Raw genomic sequence first — 23,585 nt, 5'->3', positions numbered from 1 at the left:
GATTCCGGGCCCGGCGGCCGAGGACCGGCGGCCGCTCCGCGGTCAGTGGTTGATCTTCACCTGGCTGAACTCGGCTGTCACGTAGTGGGCGACGTCGTTGGCTTCCTTGTTGCCGTCCACGAACATCCCGGCGTAGACCTTGTCGCCCATCGGGATCCGCTCGTAGCCGACGCGGGTCCACTGGAGGGAGTCCGGGGAGATCTCGGAGGTGAACTCGTCGCCGCGCAGGGTGATGCGCAGCCAGTAAGGCCCGTCGTCGAGCTTCTCGTCCTCTTCGTAGGGATAGGTGCCGGCGCTCACCTCCGTGCCGTTCGCGTGGATGCGTTTCACGACGGCCTTGATGCCGCCCTTGGCGGCGTAGACGGCGAGGAGGTTGAAGGGCGAGTCGGCGGTGAGGTTCTCCCGGATCATGATGCCCGCGAGGACGTCCTCGTAGACGGCGCTGAGCGAGTCGAGCCGGGCGATGAGTTCCACGACCTCGTCGCCGGGTGCGTCGACGGTCCGGTGGACGAACAGGCCCGAGTCCTTGCGGCCCCTGAGTTTGCCCGAGCCGCGCAGGGTGAACACTTTGCCCTTCAGGGCGGCCGCCCCCTCGATGGGCACCTTGCCGATGTCCTTGGCGGTCCAGTCCCCCAGCGTCGTCACGCGGTTGACGTGTGCGGGCACCATGCTGGACGTCGTGGACGTACCCGTGCTGTCCGTGACTCGGGCGGTGAGGTGGTGGGTGCCCTCGGGGGCGTTGCTCCAGACGACCTCGTACGGTGCGGAGATCACCTCACCGATCTTCTTGTCGTCGGCGTGGAAGACGACCGAGGCGATGGTCGCGCCCTCCTGCGCCGCGACGTCGGCACGCAGGGTGATGTCGTGGGTACCGGCCGAGGAGGCGAACACGCTGTCGGCGGCCGGAGCGGTCAGTGTCACCGTGGGGTTCGCCGCGCCGGTCCGCCGCAGGGAGTTCAGGTACAGCTCCAGGTTGCTGTAGCCGGTGTCCGGGTCGATGGCGCCACCGTCCGCGGGATCGTTCTTCGCGAGCCCGTGTTTCTTCTCCCAGGCATCGGGAATGCCGTCGTGGTCACTGTCCCGGGGCGCCTCCGCCGAGACGAGCGGGACGATGCCGCCGACCTCCTTCTGCGAGTTGATCATGCGCCCGGTGCCCTGGCGCACATCGTTGACGACACGTGCGTCTACGGCGTCGCGGCGCGGCAGGATCGCACCGGCACCGGCCAGGACCGCCTCGTACGCGTCCTTGGCCGACTGCGCCTCGATCGGGTCGGGGACGTCGAGCGGCTCCTGGCTCAGGGTGGCCCCGCCGACCGGGAGGACGATCCCGCGGGTGTTGTCCGCCGTGATGTCGGAATGGCCTTCGATGACGTTGCCCCCGACGTGCCAGGTTCCGCCGCGGTCGGGTGAGACGATGACCGGCGCGATGGTGGCGAGAGTGTTCGGGCCGGGCTTGTAGTAGTTGCCGACCATGTTGACGCCGTCGGCCCACTCTCCTCCGTAGCACGAGGTGTATCCGTAGTTGTAGATGACGTTGTTGCGGTGGTCGGCCCGCTGGGGCACGTCCTCGACGAAGCTGAAGCGCGGGTTACGCCCTCCCTGGTGGACCAGCAGGTTGTGGTGGTAGCTCGCGTTGTCGCCGCCCCACAGGCCGCCGTAGCCGTGCAGGCCCTTCTCGTGGACGGACATCGCAAGCCCTTCGGCGATGACGCACCACTGCAGGGTGAAGTTCTCGTTGCCGTAGGCGGAGCAGACCTCGTCGACCGCCCAGCTGAAGGAGCAGTGGTCGACGATGACGTTGCGACAGCGCTCCATGCCGAAGGTGTCGATGGGGGTGCCGAGGGTATCCGTGCCGCGGAACCGCAGGTGACGGATGATGATGTTCTCGACGTCCTTGGCCTTGGTCTCGTTGCCGACGACGCAGATGCCGTCGCCCGGCGCGGTCTGTCCGGCGATGGTGATGTTCGACCCCGTGATGTCCAGGCCGCCCTCGAGTTCGATGTTGCCCGACACCCGGAAGACGATGGTGCGGTCGCTGCCGGACACGGCGTCGCGCAGGGAGCCCGGCCCGGAGTCGGCGAGGGTGGTGACCTCGTAGACCGAGCCGCCGCGCCCTCCGGTGGCGTACCGGCCGCCGCCCTCGGCTCCGGGGAAGGCGAGTACGCCGCCGGCGGCCTCGGCCGCCGCGGCGAGCTTCCCGGACGCCCGGGCCGAAGGTATCCGGAGCGCGGCGGTGCCGAGGATGACGCCCGCGCCCACGACGAAGGCGCGCCGTCCCAGCGGTCTGTCCGTCCCGTCGCTCGTGCCGGGGGCGGTTCCGTTCAGTGGTTTCATGACGGGTCTCTCCTCAGGGGATCGAGGGTGCTTCGGCGCCTCGGAGACGGGGTCCGGCACGCCGAGGGAGGGGTGTGCGCCTCTCAGGGTTCGTCGGAACAGTTCACGTCGAGGTCCCAGAGGATGACGTCGAGGGCGTGCGGGCTGATCGTGTGTTCCCCGTGCGTGGCGTCCTCCAGGAGCTCCCAGTGGCCGTTGCCGATGACCGCCACCCGCTGCCGCACCACGGGCTCGTAGCTGCGATGCCCCACACCGTTGAAGCAGCAGGCGTCGAAACGGTTGAGGATCTGCATCTGACGTCGGTGCCTCCCGACGGACGCCAGCGCGTAGATGTCCGGGAAGTCGCTGATGCCGTAGAACACCGGGTGCCTGTCGAGGCGTTGCTCCCAGTCGCCGGTGGTAGGGCTCGGTTTGGGCGGGGCGGACCTCAGGAAGAACGGCAGTGATCCTGCGGTCGGGTAGCTGCGGGTTATCCGCGGGTCGAGCGCCGGATACACGGTGGCCGTCCAGCCACCGCCGGACAGGCCGATCATCTGGAGGGAGGGGGGACGGTAGGTCCGGCTGACATGGTTCACCGCGGCCGTGAGCGGTTCCAGGAAGAACCGGAGGGTGGAGAACGTCTCGGTCTCCCAGGGCCCCAGGTCGTTGTGGGACTCGGGGGTCACCATGGTGTCCGGGTCGGTGGGGCTGCGCAGTTGTTTCGGGTTCCAGTGGTAGAGCGGCATCGCGCACAGCAGCACGCCGTAGCCGGCGTCCACGAGTGCCTGCGCGGTGCGCTGCATGGTCTCGGGCGTCTCACCGTGACCGTTGTGGTAGAGGGCGAAGCGCCCGTGGCCGGCAGGGCGGCGCGGCAGGAGGAGGTAGACCACTGACCTCAGGTCGTACGGGAGGGTCACCGTGAGTCTGTCGATGCGCCGCAGTCCGGTGAAGGCGGGCAGTTCGGGTGCGGCGACCCCGTTTTCCACCTCGGGCAGGGTGCCGGGAAGCCGGCCGTCGGCGGATTTCCACACTTCGGCGACGAGCAGGGCGCGAAGGCGCTCCGTGTCCGCCTCGGTGTGTACGGTCATCAGCTGTTCGACGTCGACCCCGACGACCTGCTGGGGCAGAGCCTTGTAGTCGATGCTGTGGGCGGCGGCCACCTCCTGGTCGACGGGCGCGACGGGTCGCGGACGGGCGGGACGGCTGCCCGGGGAGCCTTCTACGGCGTGCGCGTTCCCGCTCGCTCCGATGTCTCCGAGCGCCGCGGTGGTCGCGGTGGCTCCGACGGTTGCGAGGAGGGCTCTGCGGCTGACGGTTGACATGAGGGGCCCCTCAGTTGCCTCGGCTGTGGTCGGGTGCGGCGGACGGGTCCCAGCCGTCCAGCAGGTGGGCCGGGTCACGCCAGGTGCGCGCCTCGGCGTCGGACAGTTGCCGTGAGCAGGACAGGCGCTTCGAGGTGTCCACGGGCGTCCCGCCCAAGTCCTTGCTGCCGTACTCCCAGAAGCGCAGCTGCTGCGCCGTGGTGCAGTCGAATCCGGTCAGGCCCCAGCCCACGGGCGCCACGTGGGTGTCCATGGTGGTGTCGATGAAGACGGCCTGGCTCGCGGGGAAGCGGCTGTCGATTCGGCTGAGCAGGACGCTGCCGTCGGCCACCGCGTCCGCACGGGTGAGCCTGGTGTCGACGAAGACGGCGCCGGGCCCGTCCGAAGCGTTGCGGATCTGGCTGATGTAGCCGAGGTCGAGTGCTTTGAGCTCCGAGTCCTGGACGAAGACGCCCCCAGTCCCCCAGAGGAAGTCGACGTCGCCTTCGATGTAGGAGTCGTGGACGTACGCACGCCCCTGGATGCGCAGGCTGTCCTGGTAGCTGAGGACGCGTACGCGGTCGAGGACGATGCGGTCCCCGTTGCCCCGGAACGCCTCGGACTGGGATCCGCCCTCGGGCGTGAGGTTGTGGACGGTGATGTCCCGCATGCGGAAGTCGTCCGCGTCGACGCCGAACGCGGCGCGCCAGCAGTTGAACCTGTCGGGCTGCGGCAGCACCCGGTGCGGACAGTAGCTCTGTTCGGGCGGCACGTCGGCCATCGCGGAGTCGCCGTTGAGCACGCTGTTGTTCGGATATCCGACGACGGTGCGGCCCGCCCCGGCGCCGCTCACCCTCAGATGCGGCCGGTTCCGGCCGATGTAGACGATCTCCCGGTACACACCTGGTGCCACGTCGATGCCGACTTCGTGCCGGTTCCCCTCCGGCACGAAGTCGACCGCGCCCTGCACGGTGCAGAAGTCGCCGCCTCCGCGCGCGTCCACACGCAGTTCCCGTGCTCCGGGGCGGGGGCCGTCCGCCGTACGGAACCGCCAGGTGCGGGGCGAGGTGATGCCGGGGTGGCCTTCGAAGAAGCCTGGGTCCACGGTGACGTAGTACTGCCGCCCGGGTTCCAGGGAGCGGTGCAGCAGGACGGTGGCCGTGCGGCCGGCGACGACGACCGGCTCGTAGGTCCAGCGGTGGAGTTCACCGTAGTCGGAGCGTGCGCCGCCGATGTAGCGCTGGTACGCCGCCGGGTCGGCCAGGTCGATGGTGTCCACGGTACTGCCGTCCGGGCTGTGCACGGTCAGACGTCCTTCGGTGCCGACCCGGACGTCCGAAGCGAAGGTGAGGCGCAGGGGTGTGTCGGCGCAGACCCCTTGTGCGATGCCGCTCGGAGCGACCAGCGCCGGGGCGGTGCGTTCGGTGGCGGCGACGGTGCCGGCCGCGGCGGGCGGGGTCACGACCGCGGGGACGAGCAGGACGGCGAGGACCGGACCGGCACGGAGCACCGGTCGTACGCGGGTTACGAGTTGACGGATCTTCGATCGCATGGGAGCGCTCCTGAGTCCGGCATACCTATGGCATGCCAGCGATGGAAGCACATGAGCCACGGGGTGAACACCCCTTGTACGGAGCGAAACCGACGCCCCTCGGGGGGAGTTGCGGCCGGCGACGCGGCGGGCCTGTCGTCCCGCCCTCCCCACCCGTGACCGGCCGGCGACCGGCCGGACGCCGTCCCGCCAGGAAAGTCCCGGTGGGCGCGCGGGGCGCCGACCGGCCCACGCACCTTGCCGTATCCCTTTCGGAACAAGGGCCGACGGCTCTGGCTGTCCCGGATCCGGGCCCGTCGCCAGGGCCTCCGGAACCCGGTGGGCGCGGTCTCGTTCGCGCCGGAGGCGAGTCGACCTGTCCGACGGGCAGACACTTGGCCCACCAGTGGCATACCATGTGCCCGGTGGGCGTGGGACGGACGGTACGGTGACCCGGACAGCAGTCACGGAGTGCCAGGAGGACGGCATGACCCCACCGAAGGCGGTTTCGGCCCCACGCGAACCGGCCACGTCGTCGATGACGAGCGTGGCTGAGGAGAGCTTGGAGACCCGGGCACGCAAAGCGCTTGTGGACTGGTTGACCAAGGAGCACCCGGCTCCCGGACAGCCGGTTCCCGTCCGGGAGTTCGCCAGGCGTCTGGGGATGAGCCGGACCCCGGTGCGCAGTGCGGTCGGCCGCCTCTACGAGCGGGGGCTGCTCGCCTACGACCCGGTGGCCGGCTTCACCGTCGCCATTCCCTCGCTCTCCAGCATCTACGAACTGTTCGAGCTGCGGTTGATGCTCGAATCGCACGCCCTGCGTCTCTTCGGTGAACGCACCGACCGCGAGCCGCCGGCCCGACTCCGCGAACTGGTGGACGAGGCCGACGTACTGGCCCGGGAGTCGGTGGAGGACCACACGCGCTACATCGACTTCCGGGAGAACGACAGCCGCTTCCACCGCGCCATGGTGGAACTGGGGGGCCTCCCCAGGCTGCTGGAGCTCCACGACGACCTGCATCTCAGCATTCATGTGACCCGCACCGGTATGGAGGCTCCCATCACGGCGTCCAGGCTGAACACCGCCGTCTCGGAACACCGCGCCGTGGTCGACGCGCTGGAGCGCGGCGACCGGTCGGCGGCCCGGGATCTGCTGGAGGCCCACATCCTGCGGGTCCGCGACCAGACCATCGCCTTCCTCGCCAGGCCCACTATCTAGGGGAGACCATGTCGGGACCAGCGGTACCCACTCGCACCGCGCGCACGGCGCACCGTCCGCCGCATCTGGAGCACTCCGAGCTGACCGGCGGACTGTGGCGCCGGTGGCGTGACGTCAACCGCACCGTCAGCCTGCCTCTGGCCCTGCACTGGCTGGAGCGGGCGGGCAACCTGGACAACCTCCGCGTCGCCGCCGGGGAGGCCGAGGGCGGGTACCGGGGTCCGGTCTACATGGACTCGGACGTGTACAAGGTCATGGAGACCGCGGCCTGGGAGCTGGGGCGCGGCCACGACCCCGCAGCTGCGGAGTTCGTGGACAGCACGGCCCGGCTGCTGGAACGCGCCCAGCAGGAGGACGGCTATCTCGACTCGCACTACCAGGTGGTGAATCCGGATGCCCGCTACACCAGGTTGGTCGACAGCCATGAGCTGTACTGCGCCGGCCATCTGATACAGGCGGCGGTGGCCGCCCACCGGACCGGCGGGGACACCCGGCTGCTCGGCGTGGCACGCCGGTTCGCCGACCACCTCGCGGTTGTGTTCCTCGACGACGACGGCCCCGGGCTGGACGGCCATCCCGAGATCGAGACCGCCCTGGTCGAGCTGTACCGGGTGACGGGTGAGGAGCGCCACCTCAGGCTGGCGTCCGCCTTCGTCGAGCGGCGCGGACGTGGGCTGGTCGGCACGCACAAGCACGGCAACCGGCACCGCCAGGACCATCTGCCGGTGCGTGAGGCGCCGGCCGTCACCGGCCACGCCGTGCGCGGGCTCTACCTGGAGGCCGGGATCGTCGACCTCGCGGCCGAGACCGGCGACAGCTCGCTCCTCGCGGCGTCCGAGCGCCGCTGGCAGGACATGGTGGCCACCAGGACCTCGCTGACCGGCGGGCTCGGCTCGCGCCAGGTGGGCGAGGTGTTCGGCGAACGGTACGAACTGCCCCCGGACCTGTCGTACAACGAGACCTGCGCGTCGGCCGCGAGCATCCAGTGGAGCTGGCGGCTGTTGCTCGCCACCGGCCGGGCCCGTTACGCCGACCTGATCGAGCGCACGCTCTACAACGCGTTCGCCGCGGCGCGGTCCGACGACGGCCGGACGTACTACAAGGGCAATCCTCTGCAGAGGCGCGCCGACCACGCCGAGGCGGTGGGCGATCCCCGCTGCCGTGACGAGTGGTTCTTCTCGGCTTGCTGTCCGCCCGCGGTCACCCGCCTGGTCGCCTCGTTGGAGCACTACGCCGCGACCGTCTCCGAGCATGCCGGTGTGCCCACCTTCCACCTGCATCAGTACGCCTCGATCGATCTGGCCACCCCCTTCGCGGAAGGCAGGCTGAGGCTGCGGGTCGAGACCGACTACCCCTGGAGCGGGCAGGTCGGGATCACCGTCACCGAGGCGCCCGGCGGGCCGTGGGCGCTCGCCCTGCGCATTCCGCCCTGGAGCGTGACGACCCGCCTGGACACCCCTGACCGGAAGGACCTCGTGGTCACCGCCGACGAGGACGGGTACGTCGTACTGCGCCGGCCGTGGCGGACGGGTGACACCGTGGTGCTGCACCTGGACATGACTCCCCGCATGACGTCGCCCCATCCGCGCATCGACGCCGTGCGCGGATGCGCCGCCGTGGAACGCGGCCCGCTGGTCTACTGCTTCGAGCAGACGGACCAGCGGGAGGGAGTCGCCGTCGACGATCTCGCCATCTCCCCGGACGCGGTGTTCGAGGAGGTCGCGCACGACGACCTGGACGGTCTCGGCCCCACCGTGGCGCTCCGCACCCCAGCAGTCGCGGTCACCGGTGCCCACGAGGCGGGCCTGCCCTACCGCACCCGCGGCGGCCCGGAGAGCGCCGACTCCGTACGGCCGGCGACCGCCACCGCGGTGCCCTACTTCCAGTGGGACAACCGCGGCGACGGCGCGATGCGGGTGTGGATGCCGCTGCGCGACTGACGGCTCGTCAGCGACCTGTCAGCGGCCGGCCTTCGCAGGGGTCAGCCGGTACCGCGCGCCCCGGCGGGTGTCGAAGGACACCACGCACTCCTCGGGTCGGCCGGCCACGGCGCCGGTGACGTCCACCGGATGCGGGGTGCGGACGCGCACCGGGTTGCCGAGCAGGGAGCGGATCTCCGCGTGCGTGATCCCGTCGGCCGTCCACGCGAGGTCGACCTCGAAACCGCCACGGGCGCGGAGTCCGCGGAAGGAGCCGGTGGGCCACGCGTCGGGCAGCGCGGGCAGCAGGTCGATCTCGTCGGCGTGGCTCTGCAGCAGCATCTCGGTGATGCCGGAGACGCCGCCGAAGTTGCCGTCGATCTGGAACGGCGGGTGCAGGTCGAAGAGGTTGGGGGCGGTGCGCGCCGGAGTGAGCAGGTCCGACAGGTGCTTGTAGGCGCGCGCAGGGTCCAGGAGCCTGGCCCACATGTTGATCTTCCAGGCGAGCGACCAGCCCTGTCCGGCCGTCCCTCGCAGCTCCAGGCTCTTCACCGCTGCGGCGGCGAGTTCCGGGGTCGTACGAGGGTTGATCTGCGCGCTGGGGAACACCCCGTACAGGTGGGACACGTGGCGGCTCCGCACCAGCGCCGCCTCCTCCCAGTCCTCCAGCCACTCCTGGATCTGGCCGAGGTAGCCGATCTTCGTGGGCGCGAGCCGGTCGCGTACCTCGCTGACCCGTTCGACGAGTCCGGGGTCCCGGCCCAGCACCTTGGCGGCCTGCCGGTAGGCGTCGAACAGATCCCGGAGGAGCTGCATGTCCATGGTGGGGCCGGCGCAGATGCTGACGCTCTCGCCCTCGTCCTGGTGGTGGGTGACCTCGGGCGACTGCGAGGGGTTGGTGACAAGCCGGCCCGTCTTCGCGTCCACGACCAGCGTGTCGAGGAAGAACTCCACAGCGCCCTTGATCACCGGGTAGTTGCGGCTGAGCGCGCCGGTCTCCCCGGTGAAGCGGTAGTGGTCCCAGAGCATCACGCACAGCCAGGCGCCACCGGTCGGCCACATGCCGTACTGTGCGGCGTCCACCGGCGCGGTCCCCCGCCAGCCGTCCGTGTTGTGGTGCAGCACCCAGCCCGGCGCGTCGTACATCGCCTTTGCGGTGCGGGCACCGGACTCCGCGAGCTCGTGGACCATCTGCACCGCGGGATCCCAGCACTCCGCCAGGTTGGCGGGGCCCGCGGGCCAGTAGTTCATCTCGAAGTTGATGTTGACGGTGTACTTGGATTCCCAGGCGGGGTTCAAGCTGTCGTTCCACAGGCCCTGGAGGTTGGCGGGCTGTCCGGGTGAGCGGGAGCAGGAGGCCAGCAGGTAGCGGCCGTACTGGAAGTAGAGGGCGGCCAGGTGCGGGTCCTTGCCGTCGGCGAAGAGAGGGATGCGCTGGTCGGTGGGCAGGTCCGCCCGCTCCGAGGGGCCGAGGTCGATGCCGACCCGGGAGTACAGCCGCCGGTAGTCGTCCACGTGCCTGGCGCGCAGCTGCTCGAACCGCCGCTTCGCGGCCGGTTCGAGGTGACGGCGGGCTCTGGCCTTCGGATCGGCGTCGGCATCGAGGTAGTTGCGGTAGCTGGTCGCCATGGAGATCAGCAGGGTGACCGAGTCGGCACCTTCCACGGTCAGCGCCCCCTGGTCGGTGGTGACCCGTCCCCCCTCGGCCTCGGCCCGTGCCAGGGCGCGGAAGCGCACGGATCCGGGCAGGCCGTACCAGTCCCCGCTGACGCCGTCGAGCGCGACGGTACGGGCGTCCACGGCGGAGTGGGTGGCCCGCTGAGGGGTGGTGAAGCGGGCGGTGAAGCCGATGCTGCCCGGAGTGTCCGTGGTCATCCGTACGACGATGACCTGGTCGGGGGTGCTCGCGAAGACCTCGCGCACGTGGCGCACGCCGCCCCGGGTGTAACGCGTGCGGACGACCGCGGACTCCAGGTCCAGTTCACGCTCGTAGCCGGTGGTCTCCCCGGCGCCCGTGAAGGCGAGTTCGAGATCGCCGAGGACCTGGTAGGCCACCTGTTCCGAGGGGCTGCCGATGAACTTGGTGTCGATCAGCCTCTGCGCCTGGTTCCACTTCTCCTCCACCACCAGGCGGCGGATCTCGTCCAGGTGCAACCCCGCGCCGGGACGGATGTAGTCGTGCGGGCCGCCCGCCCACACACTGTCCTCGTTGAGCTGCAGGCGCTCGGTGTCGGTGCCGCCGAAGACCATGGCGCCGATCCGCCCGTTGCCGACCGGCAGTGCCTCCAGCCACTCCGCGGCCGGGGCCTGGTACCAGAGCCGCATCGGATGGGATCCGGTACCGGTGGCCGGCACCGCGGTGGTCCCGGCCGTTGCGGCCGCGGCCTGTGCGACGCCGGTGCTCAACGCGGTCGCCGCGGCGGATGCGCCGGCCGCCGCGAGGATGTGTCGTCGGGACAGCTCAGACATGGTGTGCCTCCAGATTCATCGTGCGGACAGGGAGGCCGCCGGCCCCGCGACGCGCCCGTGACCGGGTGCGGCTCGCGCGGGAAGCGCCGGGCATGGCCGTGGTGCTGGGGTGTGCTGGGGGTGTGCTGTTGCGTGCCGGGGTGGGCGCCGCCGCGGTCTCCAGGGCGGTCAGCGCCAACTCCCCCGGCGGTACCAGGTGTCGAGGGCGTCCAGCAGGGCCGGGTGCGGGGTACCCGCTTCCAGCCCGTCGCGCAGCAGCTCCGAAGCATGCTCCTGGAAGGCGAGGAAGCCCGGGCGGCGGGGACGGAGCCATGCGTCCTCGACGGTGTTCAGGGTGTCGCGGGAGAAGTCCCGCCAATGCCGGTCGCCCGACCGGCCGGTCCACGCGGAGCGGGCGGCGGGCTGCCCTCCGGTCATCGGGAGGAGCTCCCGCTGCACCGGGTCGGACAGCAGGCGGCGCAGATGGTCACGGACGGCGGCGCGCGTCCCGGCATCGCGCACGCGACCGGCGGACACCGCGAGGCCGGCCCCGCCCAGCACGCTGCCGGCCGGGCCGCCGGGCCGCCAGCCGGGCGGACGCGAGAAGGCCAGCGGATACGCCCCCGACCAGGTGCACGCGGCATCGCCGTACACCAGGGGACAGTAGGCGGGGCCGGTGCCGTGAGCCATGGCCCGCAGCACACCGGAGGGGTCGGCGGTGCGCAGCGGAGGTGGTGTGCTGGCCCTGAGCCCGGCCATCATGTCGAGCGCGGCGAGGCCCGTGCTCCGGGGGACCACCGGCCCGGGGTCCTCCCGCATGGGGTCCTCTCCCTGGGCGAGGCTCAGCGCGCACAGGGTCAGAAAGGCGTGCGGCCCACCGAGGCAGAGGGCCACCGGGACGTGCTGGGCCAGTGCGCACACCTCGTCCCAGGTACGGGGTGGGTGTCTGCGGTCGACCAGGTCGGGTCGCAGGGCGGCCAGCTGGGTGGCCGCGTCGAGCGGCAGAGCCCAGGTCCGTCCGTCCAGCCGGTAGCTCTCGTAGCTCGCGCCGACCGACCGCCGCTGCCAGCTGTTCAGCTCCGTCGGCGTGAAGAGGGACTCCATCGGCATCAGGGAGCCGGACTCGACGGCTGAGCCGAGTCCCGGATGGGCGACGACGAGGATGTCGTAGTCGTCTGTGTATCCGGAGACCGGCATCGACTCGAACGCGGCCGCCGGTTTCCGTTCCCAGCGCAGCGGCAGGCCGACCGTCTCGCATCCGGCCGGAAGCGAGGCGTCGAGTCGGGCGAGTTCCTCCAGGGGCGCGTAGACGCGTGGGTGGTCCCAGGCCAGCCCGCGCAGTCCGGTGGTGCCGGTGTGCACCATGGCCGGGGGGTTCCTCACGATCCCGCCTCCTTCTCAGCTGGTCGTAGGCTCGCCGTGTCCTGGACGGCGGTGGCGGGGCGCGAACTCAGCGGGCCTCGCCTCGCAGGGCTCGGGCAGTGGTATGTGCGGGGCCGCTCGGAGCCGTGGCCGCCGGGCGTCCCGGCTGCGGGGCCCGGTGGGGCTGCGCGGCTCCGCCGGTCCGCGTACGGACCCGTCCGGCCGGTGGTTCCCGGCGGCCGGGTCCGTAACCCCCGGAGGTGTCAGATCAGTGACCGGTCACTGGGTGTCACCGTCGGGCAGCGGGTACGGGAAGGAGGCGGTGACGCCGATCTTGTCGTACTCCATCTTCGACGCGTCGTAGCCGTCCTCCCAGTTGGCGTTCTTGACGTCGTTGCACTGGTAGCTCTGGTACGACTGGTCGGTCGTCCTGCCGACCTCGATGTCCTCGAAGCTGAAGCCGCAGCCGCCCGCGTCCATGTGGATGCCTCGTGTGCCGCTGTCCGGCATCGAGCCGTCCGGGATCACGTCTCCGATGACGACCTGGCGCACATGGTTGTCGATCTTGTGCGGTTCGAAGTTGCTGACGCCGTAGGTGTAGAAGGCGCCCATGTCCCCGCTGTCCAGGCCGGCTTCGTCGATGCGCAGGTACTCGAAGGTGTTGTTGCGGGCGTAGTCGTCCTCGATGGCCACTTCAGGGCGTACTTCGAGGCTCACGCCGTAACGGGCACTGTGCTTGACGTGGATGTGGCTGACGGTGTTGTTCCCGGTGTTCTGCAGCTCGATGCCGGAGGCGTCACCGGGCACCAGCTCACCGACGTGGGTGATGTAGTTGTTGGTGAGCAGATGGCCGTTGGAGGTGTTCCCCTCTCCCGGGTACGGCCCCTCGACCTTGATCCCGTCCGCGCCGGTGTTCTCCAGCAGGCTGTCCCGGACCGTGAGTCCGTCGTTGGCGAAGAGGGCGTAGACCGCGTGGTAGCCGGTGTCGGAGATGTGCAGCCGGGACAGGGTGATGTCCTTGCTGTTGGTGACAGTGACGGCCCCGAAGCGGTTGCGGGGCATCTCGATCTGCCGGTCGTACTCGGGGTACTTCCGGGGTTCGCCGGAGTCCCCGTCACTGATCCAGCCGTAGCGGTACCAGTCGACGAAGTCGGTGTACTGCAGGGAGAGCCCGTCGAGGGTGATGTTCTGGACCCGGCGGTCCGGGTCGGCACCGGCCAGGTTGAACAGGGTCTTCACCGTGGGCCGCAGAACGGTGACGTCGTTGATGTCGCCGCGCGGCTTGTAGTAGACCTGCCCCTTCTTGAAGTCCATGTAGTACTCGCCCGCCTGGTCCAGGAAATCCAGCGAGTTCTGCAGGAAGTAGCGTGATCCGCCGCGCGAGTTGATGAGCGCGTAGCGGGTCCAGTACTTCAGTGTCATCTGGTTCTTCGCGGCGTTCCAGTCCCGGATCGGGACGGTGTCGGTGAACCAGCTCCAGCTGCCGCCCGACCAGACGACCGCCGAGGCCTGGTCCAGGTTCCAGTTCGCGTCCCACTCACCGGGGTTGGAGTACAGCCACTGACGGACGGCCTCCTTCTCCGGCTCCTTGAGGACGGAGGTCAGGTAAGGGGCCCACTCGTCGTCGGACTTGCGGTTGGGGTAGCGGGCGGTGGTGGCGCGCTTGCCGTCCTCGAAGAGGGTGTAGAAGGGGTTGTCCGTGCCGACGTCGGCACGGTAGATGCCGTCCTTGTACTCCTCCCAGCCCGTGACCGGCGCGGCACCCGTCACGCGGGCCTTGCCCGCCCCGTCGTAGGAGCGGTAGACGACCTTGTGGCCGCCGGCGCCCGAGTCGCGGTCGTCGAAGTCGATCGTCCTGCTCACCGGGTAGTCGCCGGCGCGCAGATTGACGTTGATGTCGCAGCGCATCCGGCCGGCCCGGTTGAGACCCTTGTCCCGGATGTGGTCGCGTGCGCCCTCGATCGTCTTGAAGGGCCGGCTCTTCGTTCCCGCGGCCTCGTCGCTCCCGTCGGGCGCGACGAAGAGCTCGGTCGCCTTGCAGCCGGCCGGCTTCGCGTTCGCGTCGGGGACGTTCAGCGTCGCGCCGCTGACCAGCAGGGCGCCGGCCGCGAGCAGCAGCGGGAGTCTGGACCTCTGTCTTACGAAGGTGGTGATGGGCATGGAGCCTCCTTGCCACGTGCTTTGTGTGGCTTCGTCGTTCGGCCGTGGACGCGTGGATGACATGTGAGGGCACAGGTGGGTGCCGCACCGGAACGTGCTCGTGTACGGCGATGACGATGTCCGCACACGTCACCGCGGGACCACGTCCGGCCTGCCGTCGCTCGCGGTCGCCGGGGGCGGGCATGCTCCGCCCGGGCCGCGGATACGTCATGGGCGCGGGAGATGATTCGGCCGGGTACACGCGGGCACGGGTGGTGCTGTCGCGCGGGCCGTCATTACCGGGGGACGCTGCCCCCGTCGGTGGGTCCCGGGAGTTCCGGGCCGGGCTGGAATCGGTGTTCAGGGGTGGACGGACGGGGTGGCGCCGGCCCTTCCGGGCCCCACCTGTCCGGTCCTTCGTTCACGCAGCGTTTCCTCCTCGGGAGCATCGCTGAGCACGATCTAGTGGGTCACTGATCGAGCACGATAAGTAAGATGTTCGCGCCCGGGTGCCGTCAATACGCCCGGCGCGAGCAATAAGTTGATGTGTGCGGGGCGACATCACCAGGGCCCTCCGAGTCATAAATTCACGCATCCAGGAGGCGGCGACGCCATGGCAGTTCCCGATCCGCCGTCGTTTCCCCAGCTCAGCGAGGGGGACAGGGCGGCCCTGTCCGACTACTCCCGTCAGCCGCCCGGGACCCTGCGGCTGCGCAGCAGCATCGTCCTGGCCTGCGCCGAGGGGCTGACCAACGCGGAGGTGTCCCAGCGGCTCCAGGTCAGTCCCGCCACCGTGGCCAAGTGGCGGGATCGCTATCTGCGCCGGGGCATGGCGGGTCTGAGCGACGCCCCCCGCTCCGGGCGACCGCGCAGCGTCACCAGGCGGGAGGCGGAGAGGCGCATCGCGGCCGTGCTCGAACAGGCCAGGAACGGCTCACCGGTGCCCTCCACCCGCTCCCTCTCGGACGCCCTTGGCCTGTCGCAGTCCACGGTGGCCCGCATCTGGCGCGAGCAGGCGGCCGAGCTCGACGGGGCGCCGGAGCCACGGCACCGTCCGGAGGCCGGGCAGGGCGGCGGGGACCCGGCGCCGGTCCCGCCGCGCATGCCGCGCCAGCTGCTCTCCGACCACGTGTACGCGCTGCTGCGCGACTGGATCGTCGGCGGCGAACTCGTGCCGGGACAGCGGCTGGTGGAGTCGGAGATCGCCCGCCGGGTCGGAACCAGCCAGGCCCCGCCCCGGGAGGCGATCAAGCGGCTGGCCTACGAAGGCCTGGTCATCTCCCAGCCGCACCGCGGCAGTTACGTCGCCCGGATCTCGGGGCGGCAGGCCCAGGACGTCCGGGACATCCGCGTCATGTTCGAGGAGTACGTGGCGCGCCGTACGGCCGGCCACCTGGACGCCGAGCACGCTCGGCTGCTGACCGAGGATGTGGAGCAATTGCGCAGGGCTGCGGACAAGGGCGACATCGCGGCCTTCCGCAGCGCCGACATGTCCTTTCACCGCCATGTGTGCGAGGCTGCGCGCAACGACGCGCTGATCCGCCTGTGGCGCATGATCGAGTCCAGCTTGTGGGATCTGCACGTGCTGGGCGACCCCCGCTACGTCGGCGGCTGGGGCGCGTTGGCCGAGCACCACGCGGAACTTCTGGACGTGCTGCGCTCCGGCGACCCCGATGTCGCCGGGCCGATGTTCGCCGCCCACGCCGCGGGTGAGGTGGAGCGCTACCTCCCCGGTCCGGCCGGGCCCGGCGCCCCTTCGGGGCAGTGAAGCGATCAGGGAAGTCACCGCGGATCACCAGCCCATCTCACCGAGGGACACATCCGTGACTGATCCGGTACGCAGACAACTCCTCCGCCTCGGGGCACTGGCGGCAGCAGCGACCCCGTTGGCCCAGGCCCCGGGCACGGCGGTCGCCGCCGGCCGGGGACGCGCCCGCTTCCCCGACGCCTGGTTCCCCGTCACCGACCACGGTGCTGTCGGCGACGGCGCCACCGACTGCACCGCCGCCGTCCGTTCGGCTGTGCGAGCCTGCCACGCCGCCGGCGGCGGGCACGTCCTGATCCCGCCCGGCCGCTGGGCCACGGGCGCGATCCATCTCCTCAGCGGGGTCGACCTGCACGTCGCGGAGGGAGCGACGCTGCTGTTCAGCACCGATCCGGCCGCGTACCTGCCGGTGGTGCGGACCCGCTGGCAGGGCATCGAGGTGTACAACTACTCGCCGATGATCTACGCCTACGGGCAGCACGGCATCGCGGTCACCGGGCGAGGGGTGCTCGACGCGCGGAGCGACAACACGCACTGGTGGCCCTGGAAGGGCTCCGGCCAGTACGGGTGGGAGCCCGGAATGCCCGACGAGCGGGCGGACTGGGCGACTTTGGAGCGGTGGGGCACGGAGGGCGTTCCGGTCACCGAGCGCGTTCTCGGCGGCGGGCACTACCTGCGTCCGAGCTTCATCCAGCCCTACGGCTGCACCGATGTCCTGATCGAGGGCGTCACGCTGCGCAACTCGGCGTTCTGGAACATCCATCCGGTCCTGAGCCGCGACATCTCCGTCCGCGACGTCCGGATCGAGTGCGAGGGACCCAACAGCGACGGCTGCGACCCCGACTCGTGCGAGAACGTCACCATCGAGCGCGTCACGTTCGCCACGCACGACGACTGCATCGCGATCAAGTCCGGCCGCGACCAGGACGGCCGTCGGGTCGGCGTGCCGTCGCGGCGGATCCGGATCCAGGACTGCGTGTACCTCAGCGGCGGGGCGGCGGTGGCGATCGGGAGCGAGATGAGCGGCGGAGTGTCGGACGTGATCGCCCGGCGGCTACGGCTGCCGTTCGATCCGGACCTGGGAGAGGCCTCCGTCGCCTCGGTCCTGGTGGTCAAATCCACTCCCACCCGGGGCGGTTACGTGCGGGACGTCCGGGTGACCGACGTCGACGCGCCGGCCTGGACGTATGTGCCGTTCGAGGTCACGTTCCAGTACGCCGGAGGCACGGGCGGGGAGCTGCTCGCCGAGGTGTCCAGGCTGTCGGCCGCGCGCTGGTCGGTGGGCGGCCACTGCGAGTACCCGGTGCGCGTCCGCGCCCGTCCCGAGGCGCCGGTCAGCGATATCCGCCTGGACCGGCTCACCTTCGGTGACGCCGCGCAGGACATGCTGCTCCAGTCCGTCACGGATCTGTCCCTGCACCGCGTGACGGTCAACGGCCGTCTCCAGGAAGGCCCGGCGTGATGGCCGGGAGCCGTCCACCGGCATGAACCGAACTCGCGTCCCCGGCGTCTGCCGGGGACGCGGGCCGGTCGGCGTCGTCCTCCGCCGGGGGCTTGCCCCGCAACCGGACATCGGTGACGCCGAGAGGCACCACCCGCCGCACCCTCCGACGTGGGGTTTCTCGCCTTCGGACCGCCCTTGACGCGGAAATCCGCTGTTAACGAGGGGCTTCCAGGTCGTCACTTGTATGATACGTTACGACTGTTGAGGGCGCGGTCCGGGGTCTCTCCCCGGAGGCGCACAACGCCCTTCCCGCCCTGACGAAGAGACACCCCGAAACATCAGCAAGGTGCGGTTGTCGACCGCGAGCCACGTGTCCCGGCACACTCCCCCACGGCCCGCGCCACGACCCGCGTCCGAGGACGACCGGAGCCGGAGACGGACCGGCCGCCCCGGTGTCACCGCGGAGGCGGAAACGCCTCCGTCCGAGGGACGGCGAACGAGCACGCAGAGGGGGAGCAGATGAAGATCACCGGATACCGGACCCTCCGGACGGTGCACCACTGGGGCCGCCCGGTCGGGGACGCGAACGGCGTCGTCGCGAGCGGCAGTACCGAAGTCCCACTCCTGCTCGTCGAGACCGACGCAGGTCTCACCGGTGTGGGGCTCGGCGCCCACGCCGAGGCGCACCGGATATTCCCCGCCGTCGAGGGCCAGGATCCGCGAGCCGTCACCGCGCTCTACGACCGCATGCTGGCCCACACGTTCAAGAGCGGCCACGGCGGCACCGTCTTCGGCACCATCGGTGCCTTCGACATGGCGCTCTGGGATCTCAAGGCGAAGATGGCCGACGAGCCGCTGTGGCGCACGCTCGGCGCCGCCGACCGCTTCGTACCCGGCTACGCCTCCGGTCTCGACATCGCACTCGGCGACGACGAACTGGTGGCCCTGTACGCCGGCTGGGCCGAACGCGGCTTCACCGGTGCCAAGATCAAGGGTGGTCTCGACACGGACCGCGACATCAGCCGGCTCCACGCGGTGGAGGACGTGCTGCGGACCAACACCCGCTCCCCCGCCCTGATGCTCGATGTCAACGAGACCTGGGGCAGGCATCAGGCCGTCCGGCTCCTGGCCCGTATCGAGGACCGGATCGAGATCGCCTGGATCGAGGAACCGGTGCGCCGTTGGGACGTGGCGGGCAACCGGGCCGTGGGCCGGGCGGCCCGTACGGCCGTCGCGTCCGGTGAGAATCTGACCGGTCTCGAGCAGTTCCGTCCGCTGCTGGCCGCGGACGCCGTCCAGGTGGTGCAGACCGGCAGCGTCTGGGGCATCACGCACTTCCTGCGGGTCGCCACCCTGGCACACGGGCACGACCTGCCGGTGAGCCCGGTCGGCTACGAGGGCAACCCGGTCGCACACGCCGCCGCCGCGGTCCCCAACCATCTCGTCACCGAGGTGCAGGACACCTCCACGCCGGTGGGTCTGACCGTCGACCAGGTCGTCGCGGACGGCGGCATCGTCCTCGGTGACGCCCCGGGCCTCGGTATCTCCGTCGACGAAGCCGCGCTCGCACGGCTCGAGGCGAACGCCGGATGGGCCCAGCCCGCCGGGCCCCACGTACGGCCCGCTGTCGCCGGGCTGCGTCTGGTCGCCGAATCCAGCCTCGGCACCGGCCCCCTTCCCCGCGAAGGACGGACAGAGAAGGAGACCACCCCGTGACGCGACCACGCGCCGTCCTCGCCATGAACCCGCCGCGGCTGGCCCGGTCCCTCTTCGACGAGGCGGCCCTGGCCCGCCTGCGCCGTGTCACCGACATCGACACCGGTCTCGTCCTCACCGAGCTGGAGTCGGAGCGGTCCCGGGACACGCTGGCGGGAGCGGACATCCTCGTCGCCGGCTGGGACGCACCCGTCGTCGCCGCCCATCTGCCCTGCGCCTCCCGGCTGCGAGCCGTGGTCTACGCGGGCGGGGTCGCCGCTACCTGCCTCGCGGACCCGGCGGCGTTCGCCGCCCGTGGGGTGGTCGCCGCCAACGCCCGCGTCGCCAACTCCGGGCCGGTGGCCGAGTACGCGCTCGCCATGATCCTCCTCGCCGGGAAGCGGGTGCTGTCCGCGGGGCACGCGTACCGCCGGGACCGCGGTTTGCCGGACCGTCTCGCCGTCCCCGAGGGGTTCGGTAACTACCGGCAGACCGTGGGCATCGTAGGCGCCTCCACCGTGGGCCGCGCCGTCCTCGCCCTGCTGCGCGCCTTCGACCTCGACGTACTCCTGTACGACCCCACGCTCACGAAGGAAGAAGCCGTCCGCCTCGGTGCGCGGCCGGTCGAGCTCGACGAACTCATGAGGAGCAGTCAGGTGATCTCGCTGCACCAGCCCCTGACCCCCGGTACGCGGGGCCAGATCGACGCGGGACGGCTCGCGCTGATGCGCGACGGGGCCACGCTGGTGAACACCGCGCGCGGCGCCGTCGTCGACCATGAAGCCCTGGTCGCGGAAGTGCGCACCGGCCGGATCGACGCCGTGCTCGACGTCACCGATCCGGAGCCGCCCGCCGCCGACAGCGAGCTGTGGACGCTCGGCAACGTGGTGCTGACCCCGCACATGGCCGGTTCCATGGGTGGTGAGCTGCACCGCATCGGCGACGCCGTCGCCGGTGAGGTGGAGCGCTTCGCCGCGGGCCTCCCGTTCGCCCACCCGGAGGACCTGGCGTCGTCCGGGCTTACGGGGGTCCGGTGAACCCGATGCGTACCCGTAGCTCCGCACGCCTTCCCGAGCTGACCGAACTCGGCCTGGGTGCCGCCCAGTTGGGGAATCTGGCCCGGCTGACGAGCGACGAGGACGCCCGTGGCGCCGTCGACGCGGCCTGGGAGAGCGGCGTCCGTTACTTCGACACCGCTCCGCACTACGGCCTCGGGCTGTCCGAACGCCGCCTCGGTGCCGCGCTCACGGGCCGGCCCCGCGACGAGTTCATCGTCTCCACCAAGGTGGGACGGCTGCTGGAACCGAGCCCGGAGACGGCGCACCTCCAGGACGACGGCGGGTTCGCGGTGCCGGCGGCGTTCCGCCGGAGCTGGGACTTCAGCCGCGACGGAATCCTCCGCTCGCTGGAGAGCAGCCTGGAACGCCTCGGTCTCGACCGCGTCGACGTCGTCTATCTGCACGATCCCGACCACCACTGGGCGGAGGCCTCCACCACCGGCGTCGACGCCCTGGTGGAACTCCGTGACCAGGGGGTAGTGAAGGCGGTGGGCGCCGGTATGAACCAGGCCGCGATGCTGACCGAGTTCGTCCGCAGGTGCGACATCGATGTGGTGATGGTGGCGGGCCGCCACACCCTGCTCGACCATTCCGCCCAGGACGAGCTTCTGCCTCTCGCCCAGCAGCGCGGTGTGGGTGTCGTCGCCGCCGCGGTCTACAACTCGGGCCTGCTGGCGGCCCCGCGGCCACCGGTCGACGCCACGTACGACTACCAGCCCGCGTCCCGCGAACTGACGGTCCGGGCCGCGACGATCGCAGACGTCTGCGAACGCCACGGCACCAGCCTCCCGGAGGCCGCCATCGCCTACCCCCTGCTGCACCCCGGGGTCACGTCGGTGGTGCTCGGCGCGCGGGACGCCGGCCAGTCGAGGACCAACGCCGACCGGCTGGTGGCTTCGGTGCCCGACGCGCTCTGGGCCGAACTGACCGTGCTCGGGCTGCTCCCCCAGGCAACCGTGACGCCGACCGGAAGGGAGCGGCGATGACCGTCGTCGACGCGCACCAGCACGTCTGGGATCCCGCGCGCGCCCGCTACGACTGGCTCGGGCCGGAGATGGCACCGATCGACGGCGCCATGGGTTTCGAGGGCGTCCGACCGGCACTGGAGGCGGCCGGAGTCACGGCGACCGTGCTGGTCCAGGCCGCCGACAACGACGGGGACACCGACCACATGCTGGCGACCGCGGCCGCGCATCCGGAGGTCGTCGCCGTCGTCGCCTGGGTTCCGCTCGACGACCCCCGGCGTACTCGCGTCCGGCTCGCGGAGCTGGCCGACGACCCGCACGTGGTGGGCGTACGCACCCTGCTCCACGAGATCCCCGACCCGGAGTGGATACTCCGGCCGGCGGTCACCCGCGGGCTGGAGCTGGTCGCGGAGGCCGGGCTCACCTTCGACCTCGTGACGTCGTCGCCGCAGGCTCTGGCCCTGGTACCCGAGCTGACGGCTCGCCATCCGGAGTTGCGACTGGTGATCGACCACCTCGGCAAGCCGCCGGTGGGCGGCGGCTCGGAGGAGCACGCCGTGTGGCGGAAGCTGATCGCCACCGCCGCGCACCACCCTCTCGTACACGCCAAGCTCTCCGGTCTCTACTCCGCCTCCGGGCCCCTCGACGCGTGGAAGACCGCTCAGGTGCGCCCGTTCGTCGAGGACGCCCTGGAGCTGTTCGGTCCGGAGCGCCTGATGTACGGCGGTGACTGGCCGGTGTCGGTGCTCGCCGGAGGCTACGGACGGGCCCGGGAGACGTACGGGGAACTGCTCGCCCCGCTGAGCCCGCACGACCGGGCGGCCGTGCTGGGCGGAACGGCGGCCCGCTTCTACCGCATCGACGCCACCCTGCTGGACGCCGCACGCCACGCGGCTGTGTGAACCATCCCGGAAGGAACGCCATGGAACACCGCACGACCAGGCCGGACACGGCCGCGCTGGCCGGCTGGCTGCACAGCTGGGTGACGGACGAAGGGGCGGTCAACGGCTTCCACAACCACAGCGTGTGGGGGACGAATCCGTTCACCTTCCTCGACTTCACCAGCGGGCACACCACCTTCGCCGGTCCGGCCGTCGGCGCCTTCGCCCAAGCCCTGGCAGAGCAGCCGGACGAGCGGGGCATCGCGCTCCTGCGGCGGCTGCTGCGTTATCAGTCCACCGAGCTGCAGGCCGACGGCCAGTACCAGCACATCGGTTTCCAGGTGGGTGAGTCGGCCACCACCGGGCTCATCCACAACGCCGTCGGCAGCCTCGGCATACTGCTCGCACTCCAGCACGCTCGTCATCTGCTGCCGGCGGGCGAGGTGAGCGACGCGCTGGCGGCCGTCCGGCGCAATCTGGACGCCTGCGAGATGTACGGCGGCGGCCGGCCCGGCGAGGACGGCACCTGCAACCAGGAGTACGCGCGGGTCTGGGTCAAGCAGCTCTACACCGAACTGACCGACGACAAGACCTACGCGGACGAGATACCCGAGGATCTCGCCACCCTGGTCAGCCTCTTCCACCACCGGGGAGTGCCCGACGCGGACAGCACCGGCACCTTCCGCACGGCCCGGGACCGCGCCGAGGGCGGCATCCTGGAGCCCGCCGAGTACTACGGCCTGATGATCGTCCCCCTGGTGCTCGGCTACCGCGCCCAGGGCGACCCCGCTCTTCTGGCGGAGGCGAGGCGCCTGTGCCGGCACGTGGCCCGGTCGGCCTGGACGGACGACACCGGCGCCACCCGCTACCACCGTTACTGGTACGTCCAGGGCAGCCGTTCCCTGAAGACGGACACACCCATGCTGATCGCGGGCATGGGACTGACTCTGTACGGCATCCACGAGGTGCTGGCCGAGGGGCCGGACCCCGAACTGGAGGCCTTCACCGAGGCCTGTCTGACGACGTACGCCCACTACCAGACGCCGGCCGGCTACTTCGCGTCCGCGAGCGGCTGGCACAACGAGGCCGACATCGCGCCCAGCACCGCCTGGCACGCCCACGACCTCATGTTCCTGATGGCCAGGCTCGGTCCGGGAGAAGGCTTCTGGGACAGTGTGCTCGCGCCCCGGGAGCGCCAGTCGGTACTGGTCAGCGACCGGGCCTTCTGGGCGGAGTCCGGTGTCCACTGGTGCGTGCGCTCCCCGCTCACCGCCGGAGACCTGCACATCTACGGCCGTAAGGACAAGGACACCTTCACCCGGGAGTTCTTCTCCTGGACGGACCGCGAACCGCTGCCCGAGGACCTTCACTACCCGGGCGTTCCCGAATTCTTCGTCGCCAACGACGGCATCTACCGCGTCGACGGCGACGAGGCACCCACCGATGTCACAACCGTCGGCCCCCTGCCCTACCGGGGCCGGCTGTGACGCCGGGACACCGGCCCCCCCACCTCACCGTCCAGTGGATGTTGATCCCCAGCTTTCC

15 protein-coding genes are annotated in these 23,585 nt (G+C 70.8%); 9 read left to right on the top strand and 6 right to left on the bottom strand.

Annotation, left to right across the window (positions count from 1 at the left end; all coding sequences use genetic code 11):
- Positions 1-42 precede the first annotated feature (42 nt).
- The 3 genes from OG379_RS37595 to OG379_RS37585 all read right to left on the bottom strand — a co-directional run bounded on the left by OG379_RS37595 (position 43) and on the right by OG379_RS37585 (position 5,166).
- Positions 43-2,334 (bottom strand): Ig-like domain-containing protein, encoded by a 2,292-nt coding sequence (locus OG379_RS37595; RefSeq protein WP_405667778.1) that lies wholly within the window; start codon positions 2,332-2,334, stop codon positions 43-45.
- A gap of 83 nt (positions 2,335-2,417) precedes the next feature.
- Entirely contained in the window at positions 2,418-3,635 is a 1,218-nt protein-coding gene (locus tag OG379_RS37590; protein ID WP_405667776.1) for a hypothetical protein, read from the bottom strand.
- A 10-nt stretch (positions 3,636-3,645) separates the two neighbouring features.
- A complete protein-coding gene (locus tag OG379_RS37585; protein ID WP_405667774.1) occupies positions 3,646-5,166 on the bottom strand; it encodes a pectinesterase family protein in 1,521 nt (506 codons plus the stop codon).
- A gap of 466 nt (positions 5,167-5,632) precedes the next feature.
- Here OG379_RS37585 and OG379_RS37580 point away from each other — a divergent pair, with 466 nt between their 5' ends.
- Together OG379_RS37580 and OG379_RS37575 are read left to right on the top strand one after the other, a co-directional pair.
- Positions 5,633-6,364, top strand: coding sequence for a GntR family transcriptional regulator (locus OG379_RS37580; protein ID WP_161500102.1), 732 nt, complete (start codon positions 5,633-5,635; stop codon positions 6,362-6,364).
- 8 nt (positions 6,365-6,372) lie between these two features.
- Positions 6,373-8,304 carry a glycoside hydrolase family 127 protein gene (locus OG379_RS37575; RefSeq protein WP_405667772.1) on the top strand — a complete coding sequence of 644 codons (1,932 nt, stop codon included), beginning with the start codon at positions 6,373-6,375 and terminating at the stop codon, positions 8,302-8,304.
- A gap of 18 nt (positions 8,305-8,322) precedes the next feature.
- Here the strand turns inward: OG379_RS37575 and OG379_RS37570 are convergent, their stop codons facing one another.
- The 3 genes from OG379_RS37570 to OG379_RS37560 all read right to left on the bottom strand — a co-directional run bounded on the left by OG379_RS37570 (position 8,323) and on the right by OG379_RS37560 (position 14,253).
- Entirely contained in the window at positions 8,323-10,752 is a 2,430-nt protein-coding gene (locus OG379_RS37570) for a glycosyl hydrolase family 95 catalytic domain-containing protein (RefSeq protein ID WP_405667770.1), read from the bottom strand.
- A gap of 168 nt (positions 10,753-10,920) precedes the next feature.
- On the bottom strand, positions 10,921-12,114 hold the full coding sequence (locus OG379_RS37565; protein ID WP_405667768.1) for an extracellular solute-binding protein: 1,194 nt from the start codon (positions 12,112-12,114) through the stop codon (positions 10,921-10,923).
- 258 nt (positions 12,115-12,372) lie between these two features.
- Positions 12,373-14,253 carry a right-handed parallel beta-helix repeat-containing protein gene (locus tag OG379_RS37560; RefSeq protein WP_405667766.1) on the bottom strand — a complete coding sequence of 627 codons (1,881 nt, stop codon included), beginning with the start codon at positions 14,251-14,253 and terminating at the stop codon, positions 12,373-12,375.
- 592 nt (positions 14,254-14,845) lie between these two features.
- On the opposite strand from OG379_RS37560, the gene OG379_RS37555 reads away from it, so the two are divergent.
- The 7 genes from OG379_RS37555 (at position 14,846) to OG379_RS37525 (ending at position 23,527) form a co-directional block, all read left to right on the top strand.
- Positions 14,846-16,000, top strand: coding sequence for an FCD domain-containing protein (locus OG379_RS37555; protein ID WP_405667764.1), 1,155 nt, complete (start codon positions 14,846-14,848; stop codon positions 15,998-16,000).
- A 55-nt stretch (positions 16,001-16,055) separates the two neighbouring features.
- Positions 16,056-17,459 carry a glycoside hydrolase family 28 protein gene (locus OG379_RS37550; RefSeq protein WP_405667763.1) on the top strand — a complete coding sequence of 468 codons (1,404 nt, stop codon included), beginning with the start codon at positions 16,056-16,058 and terminating at the stop codon, positions 17,457-17,459.
- A gap of 501 nt (positions 17,460-17,960) precedes the next feature.
- Positions 17,961-19,157, top strand: coding sequence for a mandelate racemase/muconate lactonizing enzyme family protein (locus OG379_RS37545; protein WP_405667762.1), 1,197 nt, complete (start codon positions 17,961-17,963; stop codon positions 19,155-19,157).
- The gene (locus OG379_RS37540) at positions 19,154-20,173 is read left to right on the top strand and encodes a hydroxyacid dehydrogenase (RefSeq protein WP_405667761.1); all 1,020 of its coding nucleotides are present in this window, start codon (positions 19,154-19,156) and stop codon (positions 20,171-20,173) included. Before OG379_RS37545 ends, OG379_RS37540 begins: the two co-directional genes overlap by 4 nt.
- A gap of 5 nt (positions 20,174-20,178) precedes the next feature.
- Positions 20,179-21,180 (top strand): aldo/keto reductase, encoded by a 1,002-nt coding sequence (locus OG379_RS37535; protein ID WP_405667759.1) that lies wholly within the window; start codon positions 20,179-20,181, stop codon positions 21,178-21,180.
- Positions 21,177-22,061 (top strand): amidohydrolase family protein, encoded by an 885-nt coding sequence (locus tag OG379_RS37530; protein ID WP_405667758.1) that lies wholly within the window; start codon positions 21,177-21,179, stop codon positions 22,059-22,061. The genes OG379_RS37535 and OG379_RS37530 overlap by 4 nt, the downstream gene beginning before the upstream one ends.
- 20 nt (positions 22,062-22,081) lie before the next feature.
- Positions 22,082-23,527: a hypothetical protein gene (locus OG379_RS37525; protein WP_405667757.1), complete on the top strand. Its 1,446-nt coding sequence runs from the start codon at positions 22,082-22,084 to the stop codon at positions 23,525-23,527.
- Positions 23,528-23,585 lie beyond the last annotated feature (58 nt).

The sequence above is a fragment of the Streptomyces sp. NBC_01166 genome (genome assembly GCF_045039765.1).
Taxonomy (GTDB): domain Bacteria; phylum Actinomycetota; class Actinomycetes; order Streptomycetales; family Streptomycetaceae; genus Streptomyces.
This window is presented reverse-complemented; position numbering and strand designations above follow the sequence as displayed.

Coding starts and splice junctions, on each gene's coding strand:
- OG379_RS37595 (WP_405667778.1), bottom strand. CDS start 2,334: ATGAAACCACTGAACGGAACCGCCCCCGGCACGAGCGACGGGACGGAC.
- OG379_RS37590 (WP_405667776.1), bottom strand. CDS start 3,635: ATGTCAACCGTCAGCCGCAGAGCCCTCCTCGCAACCGTCGGAGCCACC.
- OG379_RS37585 (WP_405667774.1), bottom strand. CDS start 5,166: ATGCGATCGAAGATCCGTCAACTCGTAACCCGCGTACGACCGGTGCTC.
- OG379_RS37580 (WP_161500102.1), top strand. CDS start 5,633: ATGACCCCACCGAAGGCGGTTTCGGCCCCACGCGAACCGGCCACGTCG.
- OG379_RS37575 (WP_405667772.1), top strand. CDS start 6,373: ATGTCGGGACCAGCGGTACCCACTCGCACCGCGCGCACGGCGCACCGT.
- OG379_RS37570 (WP_405667770.1), bottom strand. CDS start 10,752: ATGTCTGAGCTGTCCCGACGACACATCCTCGCGGCGGCCGGCGCATCC.
- OG379_RS37560 (WP_405667766.1), bottom strand. CDS start 14,253: ATGCCCATCACCACCTTCGTAAGACAGAGGTCCAGACTCCCGCTGCTG.
- OG379_RS37555 (WP_405667764.1), top strand. CDS start 14,846: ATGGCAGTTCCCGATCCGCCGTCGTTTCCCCAGCTCAGCGAGGGGGAC.
- OG379_RS37545 (WP_405667762.1), top strand. CDS start 17,961: ATGAAGATCACCGGATACCGGACCCTCCGGACGGTGCACCACTGGGGC.
- OG379_RS37535 (WP_405667759.1), top strand. CDS start 20,179: ATGCGTACCCGTAGCTCCGCACGCCTTCCCGAGCTGACCGAACTCGGC.
- OG379_RS37530 (WP_405667758.1), top strand. CDS start 21,177: ATGACCGTCGTCGACGCGCACCAGCACGTCTGGGATCCCGCGCGCGCC.
- OG379_RS37525 (WP_405667757.1), top strand. CDS start 22,082: ATGGAACACCGCACGACCAGGCCGGACACGGCCGCGCTGGCCGGCTGG.